The organism is Kluyvera sichuanensis, from assembly GCF_040930405.1.
GTDB lineage: Bacteria > Pseudomonadota > Gammaproteobacteria > Enterobacterales > Enterobacteriaceae > Kluyvera > Kluyvera sichuanensis.
This window is the reverse complement of sequence record NZ_CP162271.1, coordinates 3855067-3874483: the sequence shown is the minus strand read 5'-3', so window position 1 is coordinate 3874483 and position 19417 is coordinate 3855067. Positions and strand designations below refer to the sequence as shown.

The following is a 19417-nucleotide window of genomic DNA, read 5'->3' as shown; positions in this document are numbered from 1 at the left end:
GTTATTGTTTTTTAGTCATAAAAAAACCCCCGGACCTTTCGGTGCGGGGGTCTTAGTTCGTTAAGGCTTGATTTCTAAGCCTTTCCTCGTCCAAGTGCAGCCCCGCACGGTGGGATAATAATCACCACCACGCTAATCACGACCAGGCTAATCACTCGTAGAAGGGCTGTCATTTTTGTCTATTCTTGCATCTTGTTCGAAGGAATACCTACAGAGTTACCACAGACATCACAAAAAGCACAAGTTTTTTTTATGACGCCATTGATTACCATGCTAAGGATTATTAGAAAAATATTTGTTTTATATAGAAAAAATATGAAATGAAAATATTTCACCATCTGACGTTCGCCCCCCACAAAAGCGGGGGTCACAGGGCGATTACGTAAAAAAATGCGGGCGTGCTTCCGTGAAAAATGAAAATGCATGAAAAGTAGCAAAAATAGCAGGATAAGACGCGTAAATACGCGAAGTAACGGATTAATACGACAGCACGCCAATGCATAATGTCCTTCATCAGGGAGGAATTATGTCACTATCCGTCGTCTATACGCGCGCAGCGCTCGGCGTGAATGCGCCACTGATTACCATTGAAGTGCATATCAGCCAGGGGCTGCCGGGGCTGGTGATGGTGGGTCTGCCGGAAACCACCGTCAAAGAGTCCCGGGATCGGGTTCGCAGCGCAATCATCAACAGCGGTTATACCTTTCCGGCGAAAAAAATCACCATCAACCTGGCACCCGCCGACCTGCCGAAAGAAGGCGGTCGATATGATTTACCTATCGCTATTGCGCTCCTGGCAGCCTCTGAGCAGCTTAGCACCCAGAAACTGGGTCAATATGAGTTCGTAGGGGAATTGGCGCTTACAGGCGCGTTACGCGGCATTCCTGGGGCTATCTCTGCGGCAATGGAGGCCATCAGCGCCGGGCGACAGATAGTACTCGCTGAAGACGATGCCCCGCTGGTTGGGCTGCTCGGCGGCAATGATTGCCTCATCGCCAGCCATCTTCTGGAGGTTTGCGCGTTTCTGGAAGGGAAGCAGGAACTGCGGCTTCCACCGGTGGAGACGCCCGTCATTACCGAAGCCACTGACGATCTGAGCGAAGTCATCGGGCAACAACAGGGGAAGCGCGCGTTAGAGGTGACGGCGGCAGGCGGGCATAATTTATTGCTGATTGGCCCGCCGGGTACCGGGAAAACCATGCTGGCCTCGAGACTCAGGGGGCTACTGCCGCCGCTTAACGATCGCGAGGCGCTGGAAAGTGCCGCTATCATCAGTCTGGAAAATAGTCGCCGCGTGCAGGCAGAGTGGCGCTGTCGGCCTTTTCGCGCGCCGCACCACAGCGCGTCTTTAACCGCGATGGTGGGCGGAGGATCAATACCTGCCCCTGGCGAGGTCTCGCTGGCCCATAACGGGATTCTGTTTCTGGATGAATTGCCGGAGTTTGAACGCCGGGTGCTGGATGCATTAAGAGAGCCTATCGAGTCGGGCAAGATCCATATTTCGCGGACGCGCGCCAAAATCACCTACCCTGCTCGCTTCCAGCTTATTGCTGCCATGAATCCCAGCCCGACCGGGCACTATGAGGGAAAACACAATCGCTGCACGCCAGAACAGACGCTGCGCTACCTCAATCGCCTGTCGGGGCCTTTCCTCGACCGTTTCGATTTATCGCTTGAGATCCCCCATGCCTCCGCCAGGATTGCTGAGCCAACCCGTTCGCCATGAAGAGAGTAGTCATGAGGTACAACGTCGCGTGATTGCCGCCCATCAGCGCCAGTTTTCCCGGCAGGGAAAGCTTAATGCTCATCTCGGTAGCGGCGAAGCAAGGGTACATTGTGTTCTCTGCGATGAGGATTCACGCTGGCTGGAACAGACGCTCACGCAACTGGGGCTTTCCATTCGCGCGTGGCAGCGGCTGCTTAAGGTTGCGCGTACGTTGGCCGACATGGAGGGCGTTGACGCCATTGAGCGTCGACATTTGCAGGAAGCGTTGAGCTACCGAGGAATTGACCGCATGCTCAGCCATCTGCAAACTTTACTGCAATAAAAAAGGGGCCGAAGCCCCTTTTTCTTAGTCGTCGCTTTCAGTGTAGTCGTCAGCGCCTTCCATCTGCGGTTTACCACCGGACAGCGTATGGAAACGCTTAGGACGCTTAATGCGAGTCACATACTTGTGCCATACGCGTTCAGCTTCTGAAGCCGGTTCACGCTCACCGCGACATACCGCGACGAACTGGTGTTCCTCATCGGTTGCAGGCTCACGCTTGCCAAGATCGAGTTCGTTAAAGGCAAAGCCATAACGCTCCAGCAGCTGCGCCTCTTTGATGGTGAAGTCACCATGACGAGAGAACCCGCGCGGATAATTTTTATTATCAAAAAAACGATTAGTCGTCGTAAAGCTTTCCGCCATCCTACACGCTCCTAATTCTTTGGCCGAGCTATTTATGGCGCGGAGTATTAGATACGCTTGACAGAGTGTAAAACAAAAGATTTAAATCATTACGACAAAAAATTTTGCGGAGAAAGCTGTGGATACCGAATTGCTGAAAACTTTCCTCGAAGTGAGCAGAACTCGCCACTTCGGGCGAGCCGCAGAAGCGCTCTATCTGACACAATCTGCGGTGAGCTTTCGTATTCGTCAGTTAGAAAATCAGCTTGGCGTTAATTTATTTACCCGTCACCGCAATAACATACGGCTGACGGCAGCGGGAGAAAAGCTGCTCCCTTACGCAGAGACGCTGATGAGTACATGGCAGGCCGCACGCAAGGAGGTCGCCAGTACCTCACGACATAACGAGTTTTCGATTGGCGCCAGCGCTTCGCTGTGGGAGTGCATGCTCAATGAGTGGCTAGGAAGGCTCTACCAGGCAGATGATGCCCTGCAGTTTGAAGCGCGAATTGCACAGCGGCAGTCGCTGGTGAAGCAACTGCATGAGCGCCAGCTCGATCTGCTGATCACTACCGAAACGCCGAAGATGGATGAATTTAGCAGCCAACTGCTGGGACATTTCACCCTTGAGCTGTTCTGTGCATCACCGGCCACCATCAAAGCCGATCTGAATTATCTTCGCCTTGAGTGGGGGGCAGATTTTCAGCAGCATGAAACCGGGCTTATCGCCAGTGATGACATTCCGTTATTAACCACCAGTTCGGCTAGCCTGGCCTATCGACAGTTGCTGCCGTTAAAAGGCTGTACCTGGTTGCCGACGTCATGGGCTCAGGAGCAAAACGGTATATATCCGGTTGCGGATGGTTCATCAATTTCGCGGCCTTTATACGCGATCTGGCTGCAAAATAGCGACAAACAGGCGCAAATTCGCGACATACTGAAAAACAACGTTTTTTGATAAACAGGAAATCATGAGCGGCCCGGAGTGAACAGCGACGGGTCTTTAGAAAGGCAAATTTTGGGCAAAAAAAATCCTTTGCCTAAGCAAAGGATTATATATGGCAGGGGCGGAGAGACTCGAACTCGCGACACCCGGTTTTGGAGACCGGTGCTCTACCAACTGAGCTACGCCCCTAAAGACTTCTTAATTTTTCTTATCATTAAGCCTGCTAATGTAGCAGGCTTAATTTTAAATAAGTGGCGGAACGGACGGGACTCGAACCCGCGACCCCCTGCGTGACAGGCAGGTATTCTAACCGACTGAACTACCGCTCCACCGAATTTCTTTGTCACTACCCGGATTATTCATCCCGGTTTACTGCAATTTGATGCCTGGCAGTTCCCTACTCTCGCATGGGGAGACCCCACACTACCATCGGCGCTACGGCGTTTCACTTCTGAGTTCGGCATGGGGTCAGGTGGGACCACCGCGCTACAGCCGCCAGGCAAATTCTGTTTATCAGACCGCTTTTCGCGTTCTGATGTAATCTGTAATCAAGCTGAATATCGATGTCTCTTTCGCCAAAACATCTTCGGCGTTGTAAGGTTAAGCCTCACGGTTCATTAGTACTGGTTAGCTCAACGTATCGCTACGCTTACACACCCAGCCTATCAACGTCGTCGTCTTCAACGTTCCTTCAGGACTCTCAAAGAGTCAGGGAGAACTCATCTTGGGGCAAGTTTCGTGCTTAGATGCTTTCAGCACTTATCTTTTCCGCATTTAGCTACCGGGCAATGCCATTGGCATGACAACCCGAACACCAGTGATGCGTCCACTCCGGTCCTCTCGTACTAGGAGCAGCCCCCCTCAATTCTCCAGCGCCCACGGCAGATAGGGACCGAACTGTCTCACGACGTTCTAAACCCAGCTCGCGTACCACTTTAAATGGCGAACAGCCATACCCTTGGGACCTACTTCAGCCCCAGGATGTGATGAGCCGACATCGAGGTGCCAAACACCGCCGTCGATATGAACTCTTGGGCGGTATCAGCCTGTTATCCCCGGAGTACCTTTTATCCGTTGAGCGATGGCCCTTCCATACAGAACCACCGGATCACTAAGACCTGCTTTCGCACCTGCTCGAGCCGTCACTCTCGCAGTCAAGCTAGCTTATGCCTTTGCACTAACCTCCTGATGTCCGACCAGGATTAGCTAACCTTCGTGCTCCTCCGTTACTCTTTAGGAGGAGACCGCCCCAGTCAAACTACCCACCAGACACTGTCCGCAACCCGGATTACGGGTCTACGTTAGAACACCAGCCATTAAAGGGTGGTATTTCAAGGTTGGCTCCACACGAACTGGCGTCCGCGCTTCAAAGCCTCCCACCTATCCTACACATCAAGGACCAGTGTTCAGTGTCAAGCTATAGTAAAGGTTCACGGGGTCTTTCCGTCTTGCCGCGGGTACACTGCATCTTCACAGCGAGTTCAATTTCACTGAGTCTCGGGTGGAGACAGCCTGGCCATCATTACGCCATTCGTGCAGGTCGGAACTTACCCGACAAGGAATTTCGCTACCTTAGGACCGTTATAGTTACGGCCGCCGTTTACCGGGGCTTCGATCAAGAGCTTCGCGTTGCCGCTAACCCCATCAATTAACCTTCCGGCACCGGGCAGGCGTCACACCGTATACGTCCACTTTCGTGTTTGCACAGTGCTGTGTTTTTAATAAACAGTTGCAGCCAGCTGGTATCTTCGACTGATTTCAGCTCCATGAGTAAATCACTTCACCTACATATCAGCGTGCCTTCTCCCGAAGTTACGGCACCATTTTGCCTAGTTCCTTCACCCGAGTTCTCTCAAGCGCCTTGGTATTCTCTACCTGACCACCTGTGTCGGTTTGGGGTACGATTTGATGTTACCTGATGCTTAGAGGCTTTTCCTGGAAGCAGGGCATTTGTTACTTCAGCACCGTAGTGCCTCGTCATCACACCTCAGCGTTAATAAGCGTCCGGATTTACCTAAACGCTCCGCCTACATGCTTAAACCGGGACAACCGTCGCCCGGCTAACATAGCCTTCTCCGTCCCCCCTTCGCAGTAACACCAAGTACAGGAATATTAACCTGTTTCCCATCGACTACGCCTTTCGGCCTCGCCTTAGGGGTCGACTCACCCTGCCCCGATTAACGTTGGACAGGAACCCTTGGTCTTCCGGCGTGCGGGTTTTTCACCCGCATTATCGTTACTTATGTCAGCATTCGCACTTCTGATACCTCCAGCATCCCTCACGAGACACCTTCGCAGGCTTACAGAACGCTCCCCTACCCAACAACACATAGTGTCGCTGCCGCAGCTTCGGTGCACAGTTTAGCCCCGTTACATCTTCCGCGCAGGCCGACTCGACCAGTGAGCTATTACGCTTTCTTTAAATGATGGCTGCTTCTAAGCCAACATCCTGGCTGTCTGAGCCTTCCCACATCGTTTCCCACTTAACTGTGACTTTGGGACCTTAGCTGGCGGTCTGGGTTGTTTCCCTCTTCACGACGGACGTTAGCACCCGCCGTGTGTCTCCCGTGATAACATTCTTCGGTATTCGTAGTTTGCATCGGGTTGGTAAGTCGGGATGACCCCCTAGCCGAAACAGTGCTCTACCCCCGAAGATGAGTTCACGAGGCGCTACCTAAATAGCTTTCGGGGAGAACCAGCTATCTCCCGGTTTGATTGGCCTTTCACCCCCAGCCACAAGTCATCCGCTAATTTTTCAACATTAGTCGGTTCGGTCCTCCAGTTAGTGTTACCCAACCTTCAACCTGCCCATGGCTAGATCACCGGGTTTCGGGTCTATACCCTGCAACTTAACGCCCAGTTAAGACTCGGTTTCCCTGCGGCTCCCCTATTCGGTTAACCTTGCTACAGAATATAAGTCGCTGACCCATTATACAAAAGGTACGCAGTCACACCCCGAAGGATGCTCCCACTGCTTGTACGTACACGGTTTCAGGTTCTTTTTCACTCCCCTCGCCGGGGTTCTTTTCGCCTTTCCCTCACGGTACTGGTTCACTATCGGTCAGTCAGGAGTATTTAGCCTTGGAGGATGGTCCCCCCATATTCAGACAGGATACCACGTGTCCCGCCCTACTCATCGAGCTCACAACACATGCAATTTTGTGTACGGGGCTATCACCCTGTATCGCCGGCCTTTCCATACCGTTCCACTATCACACATGCTGATTCAGGCTCTGGGCTGCTCCCCGTTCGCTCGCCGCTACTGGGGGAATCTCGGTTGATTTCTTTTCCTCGGGGTACTTAGATGTTTCAGTTCCCCCGGTTCGCTTCATTACGCTATGTATTCACGTAATGATAGTGTGTCGAAACACACTGGGTTTCCCCATTCGGAAATCGTCGGTTATAACGGTTCATATCACCTTACCGACGCTTATCGCAGATTAGCACGTCCTTCATCGCCTCTGACTGCCAGGGCATCCACCGTGTACGCTTAGTCGCTTAACCTCACAACCCGAAGATGTTTCTTACGATTCATCATCGCGCTGCAAAAATTTGAGAGACTCAAACACACCTCAGTCTGTTCTTATTACGGAGAACAGAGTTCAGTGTGCTGTTTCAATTTTCAGCTTGATCCAGATTTTTAAAGAGCAAAACTTCGCAGTGAACCTTTTCAGGTACACTCTGAAGTTTTCTTGGGTTTGTTGCAGTAAAGGATGGTGGAGCTATGCGGGATCGAACCGCAGACCTCCTGCGTGCAAGGCAGGCGCTCTCCCAGCTGAGCTATAACCCCATCGCAAAATGCTAATCTCTGTACCGACAATTCTTGCGAATTTGGTAGGCCTGAGTGGACTTGAACCACCGACCTCACCCTTATCAGGGGTGCGCTCTAACCACCTGAGCTACAAGCCTGCAGAGATTTTACTGCTAATTTTCATCAGACAATCTGTGTGAGCACTTCAAAGAACGTTTCTTTAAGGTAAGGAGGTGATCCAACCGCAGGTTCCCCTACGGTTACCTTGTTACGACTTCACCCCAGTCATGAATCACAAAGTGGTAAGCGCCCTCCCGAAGGTTAAGCTACCTACTTCTTTTGCAACCCACTCCCATGGTGTGACGGGCGGTGTGTACAAGGCCCGGGAACGTATTCACCGTAGCATTCTGATCTACGATTACTAGCGATTCCGACTTCATGGAGTCGAGTTGCAGACTCCAATCCGGACTACGACATACTTTATGAGGTCCGCTTGCTCTCGCGAGGTCGCTTCTCTTTGTATATGCCATTGTAGCACGTGTGTAGCCCTACTCGTAAGGGCCATGATGACTTGACGTCATCCCCACCTTCCTCCAGTTTATCACTGGCAGTCTCCTTTGAGTTCCCGGCCGAACCGCTGGCAACAAAGGATAAGGGTTGCGCTCGTTGCGGGACTTAACCCAACATTTCACAACACGAGCTGACGACAGCCATGCAGCACCTGTCTCACGGTTCCCGAAGGCACTAAAGCATCTCTGCTAAATTCCGTGGATGTCAAGAGTAGGTAAGGTTCTTCGCGTTGCATCGAATTAAACCACATGCTCCACCGCTTGTGCGGGCCCCCGTCAATTCATTTGAGTTTTAACCTTGCGGCCGTACTCCCCAGGCGGTCTATTTAACGCGTTAGCTCCGAAAGCCACTCCTCAAGGGAACAACCTTCAAATAGACATCGTTTACGGCGTGGACTACCAGGGTATCTAATCCTGTTTGCTCCCCACGCTTTCGCACCTGAGCGTCAGTCTTTGTCCAGGGGGCCGCCTTCGCCACCGGTATTCCTCCAGATCTCTACGCATTTCACCGCTACACCTGGAATTCTACCCCCCTCTACAAGACTCTAGCCTGCCAGTTTCGAATGCAGTTCCCAGGTTGAGCCCGGGGATTTCACATCCGACTTGACAGACCGCCTGCGTGCGCTTTACGCCCAGTAATTCCGATTAACGCTTGCACCCTCCGTATTACCGCGGCTGCTGGCACGGAGTTAGCCGGTGCTTCTTCTGCGAGTAACGTCAATCGCTAAGGTTATTAACCTTAACGCCTTCCTCCTCGCTGAAAGTACTTTACAACCCGAAGGCCTTCTTCATACACGCGGCATGGCTGCATCAGGCTTGCGCCCATTGTGCAATATTCCCCACTGCTGCCTCCCGTAGGAGTCTGGACCGTGTCTCAGTTCCAGTGTGGCTGGTCATCCTCTCAGACCAGCTAGGGATCGTCGCCTTGGTGAGCCATTACCTCACCAACTAGCTAATCCCATCTGGGCACATCCGATGGTGTGAGGCCCGAAGGTCCCCCACTTTGGTCTTGCGACGTTATGCGGTATTAGCTACCGTTTCCAGTAGTTATCCCCCTCCATCGGGCAGTTTCCCAGACATTACTCACCCGTCCGCCACTCGTCACCCAAGAGCAAGCTCTCTGTGCTACCGTTCGACTTGCATGTGTTAGGCCTGCCGCCAGCGTTCAATCTGAGCCATGATCAAACTCTTCAATTTAAGTTTGATGCTCGTGAATTAAACTTCGTAATGAATTACGTGTTCACTCAGAGACTTGGTATTCATTTATCGTCTTGCGACGTTAAGAATCCGTATCTTCGAGTGCCCACACAGATTGTCTGATAAATTGTTAAAGAGCAGTGCCGCTTCGTTTTTGTCAGCGGCGCGGGATGTGCATATTACGCTTTCCCGCTTGAGAGTCAAGCATTTATTTTCGCTTTTCTCTCTCGAGATTCCCAGGAGAACCTCGCTGACCCGGCGGCTTGTTTGCCGTTGTTCCGTGTCAGTGGAGGCGCATTATAGGGAGTTCTGAGACGTTGACAAGCCCTGTTTTAAAAAAACTTTTCAACCGTCTCTTTTTTGCTCAAATCAGGCTAAAACAGGCAGTTTTTCGAGCGTTTCAAAGCCGTAACGCTGTAAAACGGGTAAAAGTTGCTCAGTTTCTGTCGTCAACGCCATGCAGTAAGCCAGATTTGCATCGCTGGATTTCGCATCCGGCGCTTCATGTTCCAGCAGCCAGGCAGTACGACGCGCAATTGCCGCTCCGGAATCCACTAATCGGGTACCTTCGGGAAGCACCTGCAGCAACTCATCCTGTAATAGAGGGAAGTGAGTGCAGCCGAGCACGACGGTATCCGGCGGTTCCTGCATACGCAGCCATGGACGCAGAATACGGCGCAGCTCTTCCAGAGGAACCGGTTCACCGTGCAGCTTCGCTTCCGCCAGTTCCACCAGCTCGGCAGAGCCCAGCATCTCGATGCGGCATTCATTGGCAAAGCGAGCAATCAGCTCATGGGTATAAGGACGTTTGACCGTACCCCGCGTTGCCAGTAAGCCCACAATACGGTTAGCCGACAGACGCGCTGCCGGTTTGATAGCCGGTACAACGCCCACAACCGGGAAGGCAAACTTGTCGCGCAGCGCGGGCAAAGAGACCGTACTGGCCGTGTTACAGGCAATCACCGCCAGGGAAAGCGGGTAACGCGCCTGTACCGCAGTGACAATTTCAACAACGCGCTCAACGATAAACGCTTCGCTCTTCTCCCCATAGGGGAACGCGACGTTATCGAAGGCGTAGATGTAATGGAGATCCGGCAAGAGATGCCGGATCTCATCATAGACCGACAGCCCACCGACACCGGAGTCAAACACCAGTACGGTAGGACGTGGTTCAGAAGGTGTAGCTGCCAGACAAGGTGTATTCCCGTCCTGCAGTTGGGTAGCCATATGCTGTCTCGTAATCTTTATCGAACAGGTTGGCTATTTTACCACGAACGGTCAGGTGTGAGGTGATCGGATATGACACCGCAAGATCCCACAGGCTAACGCCGCCCATTTTCACCGGCTGGTAGGTAACATAGTCCTTATCATAGCGGGTTCCCAGATATTGATACGTCAGGCCCCAGTCAAAATCATAGACCTGCCAGTCAAGTTGATACTTCACCTGCTGTTTGGAACGACGCGGCACCGGCTTGTCGGTAATCACATTGCGGGAATCCACATAATCGTAGCTTAGCGTGTGCGCCAGCGGACCGGTATCAAAGTTTGCCGTCGCCTCAACGCCTTTGATACGCACTTTCCCTTCGTTATAGTATTTCTTCGCATGGGTGTCGTAATCAATCATGTTATCGATATTGTTACGATAGCCTGACAAACGCCAGTTTACCCCTGCCGTCAGCCCTTCGAATGCCCCTTCCCACTGCTTACTCTCTTCAGGGTCCAGGTTTGCATTGCCATACATGCCGTACAACTGCCCCAGGTTAGGTGCTTTGTAAGAAGTACCGTAGGAGGCAATAAAACGATAACCGTCAATAAACGCCCATCCAGCACTGGTTTGCCATGTGCCATGGCGACCAAACTGGGAGTTATCATCACTGCGCGCGGCACCTTCAAAGGTGAAGTCACCGAGTTGTTGTAATCCCGTCAGATAGAGGCCGGTATTACGTTGATCGTAACCGTCCGTGACATACCCTGTGCCAGGTTCTGTGGTTTGCTTTTGCCAGTCAATACCTGCACCAACGTTACCGTGGCCCACCACCATGCTGTTTGACCACTGAACATTATATTGCTTCATCTCATCAAGAGTTGCCGAGGAGTCGTAACGGCCATAGTCAGGATCATAGTTGTAGTCTTTACTATGGCTATAGCTGGATACCAGTTGTGACTGAATCTGTTCACCATTAAAGCGCAGCCCGGCGTCCCAACTCTGGCTGTAGAGTTCGCGTGTATCGACTAACGGAGACCCCGGAGCATAGTAGGAGTCATAATCGGTCCGGTTATCATAGCCATAGCCGCGTACAAATCCGTTCCAGGTGTCGGAGAAGTTATGTTCCAGCGCGCCATAAAGCGTCTTACTCTGAAAACCATCCTTGTCGGGTTGAGCCTGTGAACCAGTGCTGCCGTAGGCAACAACGTCAAAACCCTTGGTATAGGCATAATCCCCCATCAGCGTAACACGCGTATTCTCATCCAACTGTTGCTGTGTTGAGATGTCATAGTTCTGGTAACCGTTACTGCCCATACCGGCGGTTAATTCCGTCCCCGGGCTGTCTTGCGTGGTAATGATATTCACCACGCCACCAATCGCATCAGAACCATAAACAGCGGAACGCGGCCCGCGAATGTATTCAATACGTTGTACCAGCGATATTGGGAACTGGCTGAGATCGGCCGCACCGCTCACACCGGCTAAATTCAGACGCACACCGTCAATCAGAACCAGGACATGGCTGGCGTTGGTGCCACGGATAGAAATAGTCGAAAGTTGTCCCATACCGCCGCTTTGGGCAATATCGACACCCGGCAGGCGACGAAGGACATCATTCACGGAGGTCGATTGCCAGCGATCAATTTCCTGGCGCGTAACAACGGTGATAGGGGCAAGTACGGCACTGAGGGGTTGCTGAAAACGGTTAGCAGTAACGACGAGGGTATCCGAGCTAGCATCCTGCGCCCAGCCGGAAAATGCCGTGACGGATAATGCCGTCATCAGCGAAGCTTTTTTGATCATTTTTAAAAGCATCCAAATAGAAAAGGGATGCCGCAGGTTTTATCAGTTGCTCGCGACGATAAAACCCCATGCGACGTTATCCGGCAGGTCTTCGGGCTTGGAGGTTATATAAAGAGGCGATGACTTCCCACGGCACGCCGCAGTGTCTGCATTGAATGCACTCATCTCTTACCTTCCTTACCGCTGCGCGTCAGCCCCAGATTTACACTGGGTTCCCTTTTAACTCACAGGACCGGTACGAGGATGCTACATTTAGTTACATATGGATGTCCAGACTGCTATTTATGATTTTCACCGTCATCGGCGCTGGACATCCCCTGAACAAGCCCTACAATCCCCGCGTACTTTTATTATTCAGGATGCCTCATGACCCCCGAACATCTCCCAACCGAACAGTACGACGCTCAGCTCGCCGAGAAAGTCACTCGCCTGCAAACGATGATGACGCCGTTTAGCGCACCTGCGCCGGAGGTGTTTCGCTCGCCGGTCAGCCATTACCGGATGCGCGCAGAATTCCGCATCTGGCACGACGGTGATGACCTGTACCACATCATGTTCGACCAGCAGACCAAGAACCGCATCCGCGTAGACGCCTTCCCTGCGGCAAGCCAGCTCATCAATACCCTGATGACTGCCGTGCTCGACGGCGTTCGCGATAACCACGCGCTGCGCCACAAGCTGTTCCAGATTGATTACCTCACGACGCTGAGCAATCAAGCTGTCGTCTCGCTGCTGTACCATAAAAAGCTCGATGACGAATGGCGTGAGCAGGCCGAAGCGCTGCGTGACGCGCTGCGCGCACAGGGTCTGAACGTGCACCTGATTGGCCGTGCAACCAAAACCAAAATTGCGCTGGATCAGGACTATATCGACGAACGTCTGCCGGTAGCGGGCAAAGAGATGATCTACCGTCAGGTGGAAAACAGCTTTACCCAGCCGAACGCCGCCATGAATATTCAGATGCTGGAGTGGGCGCTGGATGCTACGCAGAATTCACACGGTGACCTGCTGGAGTTGTACTGCGGTAACGGTAACTTCTCGCTGGCGCTGGCGCGCAACTTTGACCGCGTTCTGGCGACTGAAATTGCCAAACCATCCGTCGCTGCCGCGCAGTACAACATCGCCGCTAACCAGATAGACAACGTGCAGATCATCCGCATGGCGGCAGAAGAGTTTACTCAGGCGATGAACGGCGTGCGGGAATTTAACCGTCTGCAAGGCATTGACCTGAAAAGCTACCAATGCGAGACGATTTTCGTCGATCCGCCGCGCAGCGGGCTGGACAGCGAAACCGAGAAGATGGTGCAGGCGTATCCGAACATTCTGTACATCTCCTGTAACCCAGAGACGCTGTGCCAGAACCTGGAAACGTTAAGCCAGACGCACAATGTGACACGCCTGGCGCTGTTCGATCAGTTCCCGTATACCCATCATATGGAATGCGGTGTGCTGTTAACGAAGAAGTAAGGCTGAAAGTAGGCCGGTTCATCCGGCCTACAACTTATTGCTGTTCCTGCTTGCGGCTCCGCAGTTTCACGCCAATCCAGAAGACCATCGCCACCGACAGTACCGCCGGGAAGAAGTTAGAACCGATATCCGGGTACTCCGCGCGCACCACGGTGCTGTACAACAGCACGCCAAGAATAAAGCAGGCGGCCGCCAGGCCCGGTAACCCGACTGGCATCGTACGATTCTGGTAACGTTGATGCAGGCAGTACACCGTCAGCACCAGCGCAATAATAGGGAATATAGAGAAAGGCACGATGGAGCTGAACAGTGCCGCAAACGTCCCGTTAATCGATAAGCCAGCCAACAGCGCCAGCAGCAGCGTACCTTTATCTTGACCTGACTGTTTCATTGCTCGTCTACCACCTTATTCGGACTGATGTGTCATCTTCTCTTGTTCACGGCGATACCAGTAGTATGCGCCCTTGGAGATCATCCGTAACTGCAGCACCAGCCGCTCTTCCAGCTGACGGCGCTGCTCAGGGCTTACGTCCAGAGCCTCTGCACCCGCGCTAAATACAATAGTCACCATTGCCTCAGCCTGCGCTTCCGTGAACGCACGAGGCATATGGTTTTCGATTTCTAGATAGTCGGCAAGTTCCGCGATAAAATGCTGAATTTCGCGGGCTACCGCGGCACGAAATGCCGCAGAGGTGCCAGAACGTTCGCGCAGCAGCAGGCGGAAGGCGTTCGGGTTATTGCCGATAAATTCCATAAAGGTTGAGACGGAAGTGCGGATAACGCTGCCGCCTTTGGCGATACGCTGTCGCGCCTGGCGCATCAGTTGACGCAGCATCAGGCCGCTCTCGTCGACCATAGTCAACCCAAGCTCATCCACATCGCGGAAATGACGATAAAAGGAGGTTGGCGCAATCCCTGCCTCGCGCGCCACTTCGCGCAGGCTCAGGCTGGCAAAGCTACGTTCGGCACTCAATTGACTAAATGCCGCTTCCACCAGCGAACGCCGGGTTTTTTCTTTTTGTTGCGCTCTAACACCCATCACGATGACTGAATCCTTCCACAAGCCGTGCTGGCACTATACCAGAGATTAAAACGAATCGACTTACGCAGCTTTGTTAATGATTGTTTACATGCTATTTATGCTATTTCGTATGAAAAAAGCCCAACGATAATTGGGTTATTACTTCGATGATGTTATGATTCTGTTGCTTTTATGTATAAGAACAGGTAAGCCTTACCATGCCACATTCCTACGATTATGATGCAATAGTAATTGGTTCCGGCCCCGGCGGCGAAGGTGCTGCTATGGGTCTGGTGAAGCAAGGAGCCCGTGTCGCCGTTATTGAGCGTTATCATAATGTCGGCGGCGGCTGTACCCACTGGGGTACCATCCCGTCCAAAGCCCTTCGCCATGCCGTTAGCCGTATTATCGAATTCAACCAGAACCCTCTCTACAGCGACCACAGCCGACTTCTCCGCTCCTCATTTGCCGACATCCTGAATCATGCCGATAGCGTAATCAATCAGCAAACGCGCATGCGTCAGGGTTTTTATGAGCGTAATCACTGTGAAATGCTGCAGGGCGACGCTCGCTTCGTCGATGAGCACACCATCGCGCTGGAGTGCCCGGACGGTTCCGTCGAAACGCTCACCGCCGATAAGTTCGTGATCGCCTGCGGCTCACGCCCGTATCGCCCGGCTGACGTCGACTTTACCCACCCGCGTATTTACGACAGCGACTCGATTCTCAGCCTGCACCATGAACCTCGCCACGTGATTATCTACGGTGCAGGGGTTATCGGCTGCGAATATGCGTCTATCTTCCGCGGAATGGACGTTAAGGTTGATCTCATCAACACCCGCGACCGTCTGCTGGCCTTCCTCGATCAGGAAATGTCAGATTCGCTCTCTTACCACTTCTGGAACAGCGGCGTCGTCATTCGCCACAACGAAGAGTACGAGAAGATTGAAGGCGTGGACGACGGCGTGATCATGCACCTGAAGTCCGGCAAGAAGCTCAAAGCGGACTGCCTGCTGTTCGCCAACGGTCGTACCGGTAACACCGATTCGCTGTCGCTGGAAAACATCGGGCTACAGGCCGATGGCCGCGGTCAGCTGAAAGTGAACAGCATGTACCAAACCGCGCTGCCGCACGTCTATGCCGTCGGCGATGTTATCGGTTATCCGAGCCTGGCTTCTGCTGCCTACGATCAGGGCCGTATTGCCGCGCAGGCGCTGATGAAAGGTGAAGCCACCGCGCACCTGATTGAAGACATCCCGACCGGCATCTATACCATTCCGGAAATCAGCTCCGTCGGCAAAACCGAACAGCAGTTGACCGCGATGAAAGTGCCGTATGAAGTAGGTCGTGCGCAGTTTAAACACCTGGCCCGAGCGCAAATCGTCGGTATGAGCGTGGGAAGCCTGAAGATCCTGTTCCATCGGGAGACCAAGGAGATCCTCGGCATTCACTGCTTTGGCGAGCGCGCGGCCGAAATTATTCATATCGGCCAGGCGATTATGGAGCAGAAAGGTGGTGGTAACACCATTGAGTACTTCGTTAACACCACCTTTAACTACCCAACCATGGCGGAAGCCTATCGGGTAGCGGCGCTAAACGGCTTAAACCGCCTGTTTTAACGCACTGTCAAAATGGCCGTCCATCGTTTCGCGGACGGCCTCTGCCAGCTGCTCATAGCGGCCACGTAGAGGCGATCCCGGGCGATAGACCAGGCCAACGGTGCGGCGTGGTTCTGGCTTAATGCACGGCAGGTACACCACGCCATCGCGTTTGCGTTCCTGCGGCACGGCGAGCGCTGGCAGCAGCGTAATCCCGCTTCCCGCCGCCACCATATTGCGCAGCGTTTCCAGGCTGGTTGCGCGGAAATGCGTATCTTCATCCGCACCCGCCTCAAAGCAGAAACCCATCGCCTGGTCGCGCAGGCAATGCCCGTCTTCCAGCATCAGCAGCTTCTCACCGGCCAGATCCGACATCGGCACGCGATCGCGCTCCGCCCACGGGTGATCGGCATAGATCGCCAGCATCATCGGCTCGTCGAACAGCGGCACCTCAATAAAGGCTTCGCTCTCTTTCACCAGCGCCAGAATCGCACAGTCCAGCTTACCGCTGTCGAGCTGCGCCAGCAGTTGATGGGTCTGTGCTTCATGCAGGTACATTTCGAGCTTCGGGAAGGTCTGGTGCAGCATGGGAATAATATGAGGCAGCAGATACGGGCCAACGGTTGGGATCAGGCCGATATGCAACGGGCCGGACATCGTCTCCCCCTGCTGACTTGCCATCTCCTTCAGCACTTTGACCTCGCGTAACACGGTACGCGCCTGGTCCACCAGCAGCAGCCCCGCCTGGGTGAACAGCACTTTGCGGCTGGTTCGCTCCAGCAGCATGACGCCCAGTTCATCTTCCAGCTTACGAATCTGCCCACTTAGGGTTGGCTGGCTGACATGGCAGGAATCTGCCGCCCGGCGGAAGTGCCGGTGTTCAGCTAACGCCACCAGGTATTCAAGATCACGAATATTCATTATTCATCCTCCATCGCCACGATAGTTCATGGCGATAGATAGAATAGCAATGAATGATTATCCCTATCAAGCGTTCTGTTCAATAATACAGCACAGAAACAGGTGACCCTTGTTTAACCCTTGAAATCGTCACACTGATTCGGAGTTTCTCTCAAACTCGACAAATAAAGCCAACATGAACGTTTGCGGGCCCCGTGCCCGCTTTTTTTTGGCCGTAAAAAACCCGGCGTCGCTGCGCTCGGCCGGGCTACATTCTCTTCAAGGGGCTGGGACGCAGAGAATTAACCCAAGCGCGCCTTCGCGTCGCTAATCGCCTGCGCTACCTGCTTCGGCGACACGCCGCCTTTTGCTGCACGCTTATCAAGGCAGGATTGCAGCGACAGAATTGGGTAAACATCGTCGCCAATCACCGCGCTGAATTTTTGCAGGTCAGCCAGCGCCAGATCCTCCAGCGGTTTGCCCTGAGCAATGGCCTCGACCACCGCTTCGCCCACGATATGGTGCGCTTCACGGAACGGAACGCCTTTCGCCACCAGATAATCCGCCAGCTCGGTGGCATTCGCATAGCCCTGCTGCGCCGCTTCCTGGCAACGTGGACGCTTCACCTGAATACCGTCCAGCACCAGCGCCGCCATATGCAAGCAGTCCATCCAGGTATCGAGCGCGTCGAATACGCCCTCTTTGTCTTCCTGCATATCTTTGTTATAGGCCAGCGGCAGACCTTTTAAGGTCATCATCATGCCGGTCAGCGCACCCTGTACGCGGCCACACTTACCGCGGATAAGCTCGAGCGCATCCGGGTTTTTCTTCTGCGGCATCAGGGAGGAACCTGAGGTCACGCGGTCAGACAGCTCAACAAAGCCCGCTTCACCGGTATTAAAGAAGATCAGATCTTCAGCAAAGCGCGACAGGTGCACCATGCCGATGGACGCATCAGACAGCAATTCCAGCACGTGGTCGCGGTCAGAAACGCTGTCCAGGCTGTTACGGGTGGCGGACGCAAAGCCCAGCCAGCCCGCCAACTGTTCACGATCGATTTCATAGGCGGTACCCGCCAGCGCGCCGCAGCCCAGTGGGCTCACGTCCAGACGCTTGAGGGTATCCTGCAGGCGGCTTTCGTCACGCGCCAGCATCTCAACGTAGGCCAGGCACCAGTGCGCAAAGGTCACCGGCTGCGCACGTTGCAGGTGCGTATAGCCCGGCATCACCGCATCCTGGTTGGCCTGCGCGGTATCGACCAGCGCGCTTTGCAGCTGGCGAATAGCCGTCAGCAGTTCAGCAACGGTATCTTTGCACCACAGTTTGAGGTCGGTCGCGACCTGGTCGTTACGGCTACGGCCGGTGTGCAGCTTTTTACCCAACTGGCCCACTTTGTCGATAAGCTTGCCTTCTACCCAGCTATGGATATCTTCAGCATCGCTTTGCAGAATCTGCTGCGGGTTTGCCCGCACTTCTTCCAGCAGCACGCCCAGCGCGGCTTCCAGTTGAGATTGCTCTTCCGCCGTCAGAACGCCGACCGTCACCAGCGCTTTGGACCAGGCAACAGAGCCAACGATATCCTGCTCCGCCAGGCGATAGTCAAAGCGTAAAGAGTCGTTGAACTGTTTGAACCGCTGATCCGCTGCCTGAGTAAAACGCCCACCCCAAAGTGCCATAACATGCTTCCTTAATTTCGTTTATTTTTGCCGGGTAGTCTCCGGCCTGAAAACAACCCTCACCCCGGCCCTCTCCCTGAGGGAGAGGGTTAGGGTGAGGGGAAAATCACTTAAGCCAGAATACGCGTGCCAATTGGCGTGCCGTTAAACAGCGCCGGCAGTTGCTCCGCGTGACGCCATGAGGCGATATCCACCGGGCGACCCAGGGTACGTGCCGCATCAAGCGCTGCGTTCACTTTCACAATCATCCCGTCGGTAATAATGCCCTGCTCGATCAACTGTTCTGCCTTCGCCGCCGTCATTTCCGCAATACGCTGGCCTTTACCGTCGAGAATGCCGCTCACATCGGAGAGCAGAATCAGATCTGCGCCAAGCGTAGCCGCCAGCGCGGTTGCCGCCTGGTCAGCGTTGACGTTCATCAGTTGCCCTTCGGCGGTCACGCCGATAGAGCTCACCACCGGCAGGAAACCGCCTTCCAGCAGCAGATTAATCAGTTTAGGCGAACCCGGCTGCGCCAGACCCACATGGCCCAGCTCTTCATCCAGTTTGCTCACCTGCACGCTGTCGCCGTCGCCGAGGAACAGGCCAACGGAGGCGATATCATGCTTCTTCGCCCATGCCAGCAGCGTTTTGTTGGCGGTACCCGCCAGCGCGCCGGTAATAATGTCGATTTGATCGGCAGGCGTGACGCGCAGACCATTTTTCTTTTTCACCGGCAGATTGAGCTGTTTCATCAGCTCATCCACTACGCAGCCACCGCCGTGGACAATCACCAGCGGGCGCTGATGCGACTCGCGGTAGTTCACCAGTGCGGTAAACAGACGCTCCAGCGCCTCTTCGCTATCCAGTAACACGCCGCCCAGTTTGATAATTAATGGATTCATCATCGTCA

General features: G+C 53.7%; 12 protein-coding genes, 4 tRNA genes, 3 rRNA genes, 1 pseudogene and 1 riboswitch. Of the genes and pseudogenes, 4 read left to right on the top strand and 16 right to left on the bottom strand.

Features of this window, described 5'->3' with window-relative positions; all coding sequences use genetic code 11:
• Positions 1 to 74 precede the first annotated feature (74 nt).
• On the bottom strand, positions 75 to 173 hold the full coding sequence (ilvL, locus tag AB2B48_RS18620) for an ilv operon leader peptide (protein ID WP_001311244.1): 99 nt from the start codon (positions 171 to 173) through the stop codon (positions 75 to 77).
• 353 nt (positions 174 to 526) lie between these two features.
• Here ilvL and AB2B48_RS18615 point away from each other — a divergent pair.
• Positions 527 to 2048, top strand: a pseudogene (locus tag AB2B48_RS18615) (YifB family Mg chelatase-like AAA ATPase).
• Between the two features lie 24 nt (positions 2049 to 2072).
• Here AB2B48_RS18615 and AB2B48_RS18610 read toward each other — a convergent pair.
• Positions 2073 to 2411, bottom strand: coding sequence for a DUF413 domain-containing protein (locus AB2B48_RS18610; protein WP_035896409.1), 339 nt, complete (start codon positions 2409 to 2411; stop codon positions 2073 to 2075).
• Positions 2412 to 2529: 118 nt separating this feature from the next.
• On the opposite strand from AB2B48_RS18610, the gene hdfR reads away from it, so the two are divergent.
• Complete coding sequence (gene hdfR, locus AB2B48_RS18605) at positions 2530 to 3348, top strand: HTH-type transcriptional regulator HdfR (RefSeq protein WP_185669637.1); 819 nt, start codon at positions 2530 to 2532, stop codon at positions 3346 to 3348.
• A gap of 101 nt (positions 3349 to 3449) precedes the next feature.
• Here hdfR and AB2B48_RS18600 read toward each other — a convergent pair.
• The 9 genes from AB2B48_RS18600 to btuB form a co-directional block, all read right to left on the bottom strand.
• A tRNA-Trp gene (locus AB2B48_RS18600) sits at positions 3450 to 3525 on the bottom strand.
• A 63-nt stretch (positions 3526 to 3588) separates the two neighbouring features.
• A tRNA-Asp gene (locus AB2B48_RS18595) sits at positions 3589 to 3665 on the bottom strand.
• Between the two features lie 55 nt (positions 3666 to 3720).
• Positions 3721 to 3836, bottom strand: a 5S ribosomal RNA gene (gene rrf / locus AB2B48_RS18590).
• Positions 3837 to 3932: 96 nt separating this feature from the next.
• Positions 3933 to 6840 (bottom strand): 23S ribosomal RNA (locus AB2B48_RS18585).
• Positions 6841 to 7050: 210 nt separating this feature from the next.
• Positions 7051 to 7126 (bottom strand) — tRNA-Ala (locus tag AB2B48_RS18580).
• Positions 7127 to 7168: 42 nt separating this feature from the next.
• Positions 7169 to 7245, bottom strand: a tRNA-Ile gene (locus AB2B48_RS18575).
• Positions 7246 to 7313: 68 nt separating this feature from the next.
• A 16S ribosomal RNA gene (locus tag AB2B48_RS18570) occupies positions 7314 to 8853 on the bottom strand.
• Together the 16S, 23S and 5S rRNA genes with 4 tRNA genes alongside form the textbook arrangement of a ribosomal RNA operon.
• A gap of 369 nt (positions 8854 to 9222) precedes the next feature.
• Complete coding sequence (gene murI, locus AB2B48_RS18565; RefSeq protein WP_368299813.1) at positions 9223 to 10080, bottom strand: glutamate racemase; 858 nt, start codon at positions 10078 to 10080, stop codon at positions 9223 to 9225.
• Entirely contained in the window at positions 10025 to 11863 is a 1839-nt protein-coding gene (btuB, locus tag AB2B48_RS18560) for a TonB-dependent vitamin B12 receptor BtuB (protein WP_368299812.1), read from the bottom strand. The genes murI and btuB overlap by 56 nt, the downstream gene beginning before the upstream one ends.
• Positions 11864 to 11927: 64 nt before the next feature.
• A riboswitch (cobalamin riboswitch) is annotated at positions 11928 to 12115 on the bottom strand.
• Positions 12116 to 12229: 114 nt separating this feature from the next.
• On the opposite strand from btuB, the gene trmA reads away from it, so the two are divergent.
• A complete protein-coding gene (gene trmA / locus AB2B48_RS18555) occupies positions 12230 to 13330 on the top strand; it encodes a tRNA (uridine(54)-C5)-methyltransferase TrmA (RefSeq protein ID WP_368299811.1) in 1101 nt (366 codons plus the stop codon).
• A gap of 34 nt (positions 13331 to 13364) precedes the next feature.
• Here the strand turns inward: trmA and AB2B48_RS18550 are convergent, their stop codons facing one another.
• Both AB2B48_RS18550 and fabR read right to left on the bottom strand, forming a co-directional pair.
• Positions 13365 to 13721, bottom strand: coding sequence for a YijD family membrane protein (locus AB2B48_RS18550; protein WP_185668784.1), 357 nt, complete (start codon positions 13719 to 13721; stop codon positions 13365 to 13367).
• 15 nt (positions 13722 to 13736) lie between these two features.
• Positions 13737 to 14372, bottom strand: coding sequence for an HTH-type transcriptional repressor FabR (fabR, locus tag AB2B48_RS18545; RefSeq protein WP_185668785.1), 636 nt, complete (start codon positions 14370 to 14372; stop codon positions 13737 to 13739).
• Positions 14373 to 14569: 197 nt separating this feature from the next.
• Here fabR and sthA point away from each other — a divergent pair, with 197 nt between their 5' ends.
• A complete protein-coding gene (gene sthA / locus AB2B48_RS18540) occupies positions 14570 to 15970 on the top strand; it encodes a Si-specific NAD(P)(+) transhydrogenase (RefSeq protein WP_064540302.1) in 1401 nt (466 codons plus the stop codon).
• Here sthA and oxyR read toward each other — a convergent pair.
• From oxyR to argB, 3 genes are all read right to left on the bottom strand, one after another.
• Complete coding sequence (oxyR, locus tag AB2B48_RS18535) at positions 15953 to 16870, bottom strand: DNA-binding transcriptional regulator OxyR (protein ID WP_185668787.1); 918 nt, start codon at positions 16868 to 16870, stop codon at positions 15953 to 15955. The two genes, sthA and oxyR, sit on opposite strands and share 18 nt — an antisense overlap.
• A gap of 281 nt (positions 16871 to 17151) precedes the next feature.
• Positions 17152 to 18525, bottom strand: coding sequence for an argininosuccinate lyase (gene argH, locus AB2B48_RS18530; RefSeq protein WP_368299810.1), 1374 nt, complete (start codon positions 18523 to 18525; stop codon positions 17152 to 17154).
• A gap of 110 nt (positions 18526 to 18635) precedes the next feature.
• A complete protein-coding gene (argB, locus tag AB2B48_RS18525; RefSeq protein ID WP_368299809.1) occupies positions 18636 to 19412 on the bottom strand; it encodes an acetylglutamate kinase in 777 nt (258 codons plus the stop codon).
• Positions 19413 to 19417 lie beyond the last annotated feature (5 nt).

Bases quoted from the DNA above. Each gene is read 5' to 3' on its own strand.
- ilvL (WP_001311244.1), bottom strand. From the start codon at position 173: ATGACAGCCCTTCTACGAGTGATTAGCCTGGTCGTGATTAGCGTGGTG.
- AB2B48_RS18610 (WP_035896409.1), bottom strand. From the start codon at position 2,411: ATGGCGGAAAGCTTTACGACGACTAATCGTTTTTTTGATAATAAAAAT.
- murI (WP_368299813.1), bottom strand. From the start codon at position 10,080: ATGGCTACCCAACTGCAGGACGGGAATACACCTTGTCTGGCAGCTACA.
- btuB (WP_368299812.1), bottom strand. From the start codon at position 11,863: ATGATCAAAAAAGCTTCGCTGATGACGGCATTATCCGTCACGGCATTT.
- trmA (WP_368299811.1), top strand. From the start codon at position 12,230: ATGACCCCCGAACATCTCCCAACCGAACAGTACGACGCTCAGCTCGCC.
- AB2B48_RS18550 (WP_185668784.1), bottom strand. From the start codon at position 13,721: ATGAAACAGTCAGGTCAAGATAAAGGTACGCTGCTGCTGGCGCTGTTG.
- sthA (WP_064540302.1), top strand. From the start codon at position 14,570: ATGCCACATTCCTACGATTATGATGCAATAGTAATTGGTTCCGGCCCC.
- oxyR (WP_185668787.1), bottom strand. From the start codon at position 16,870: ATGAATATTCGTGATCTTGAATACCTGGTGGCGTTAGCTGAACACCGG.
- argH (WP_368299810.1), bottom strand. From the start codon at position 18,525: ATGGCACTTTGGGGTGGGCGTTTTACTCAGGCAGCGGATCAGCGGTTC.
- argB (WP_368299809.1), bottom strand. From the start codon at position 19,412: ATGATGAATCCATTAATTATCAAACTGGGCGGCGTGTTACTGGATAGC.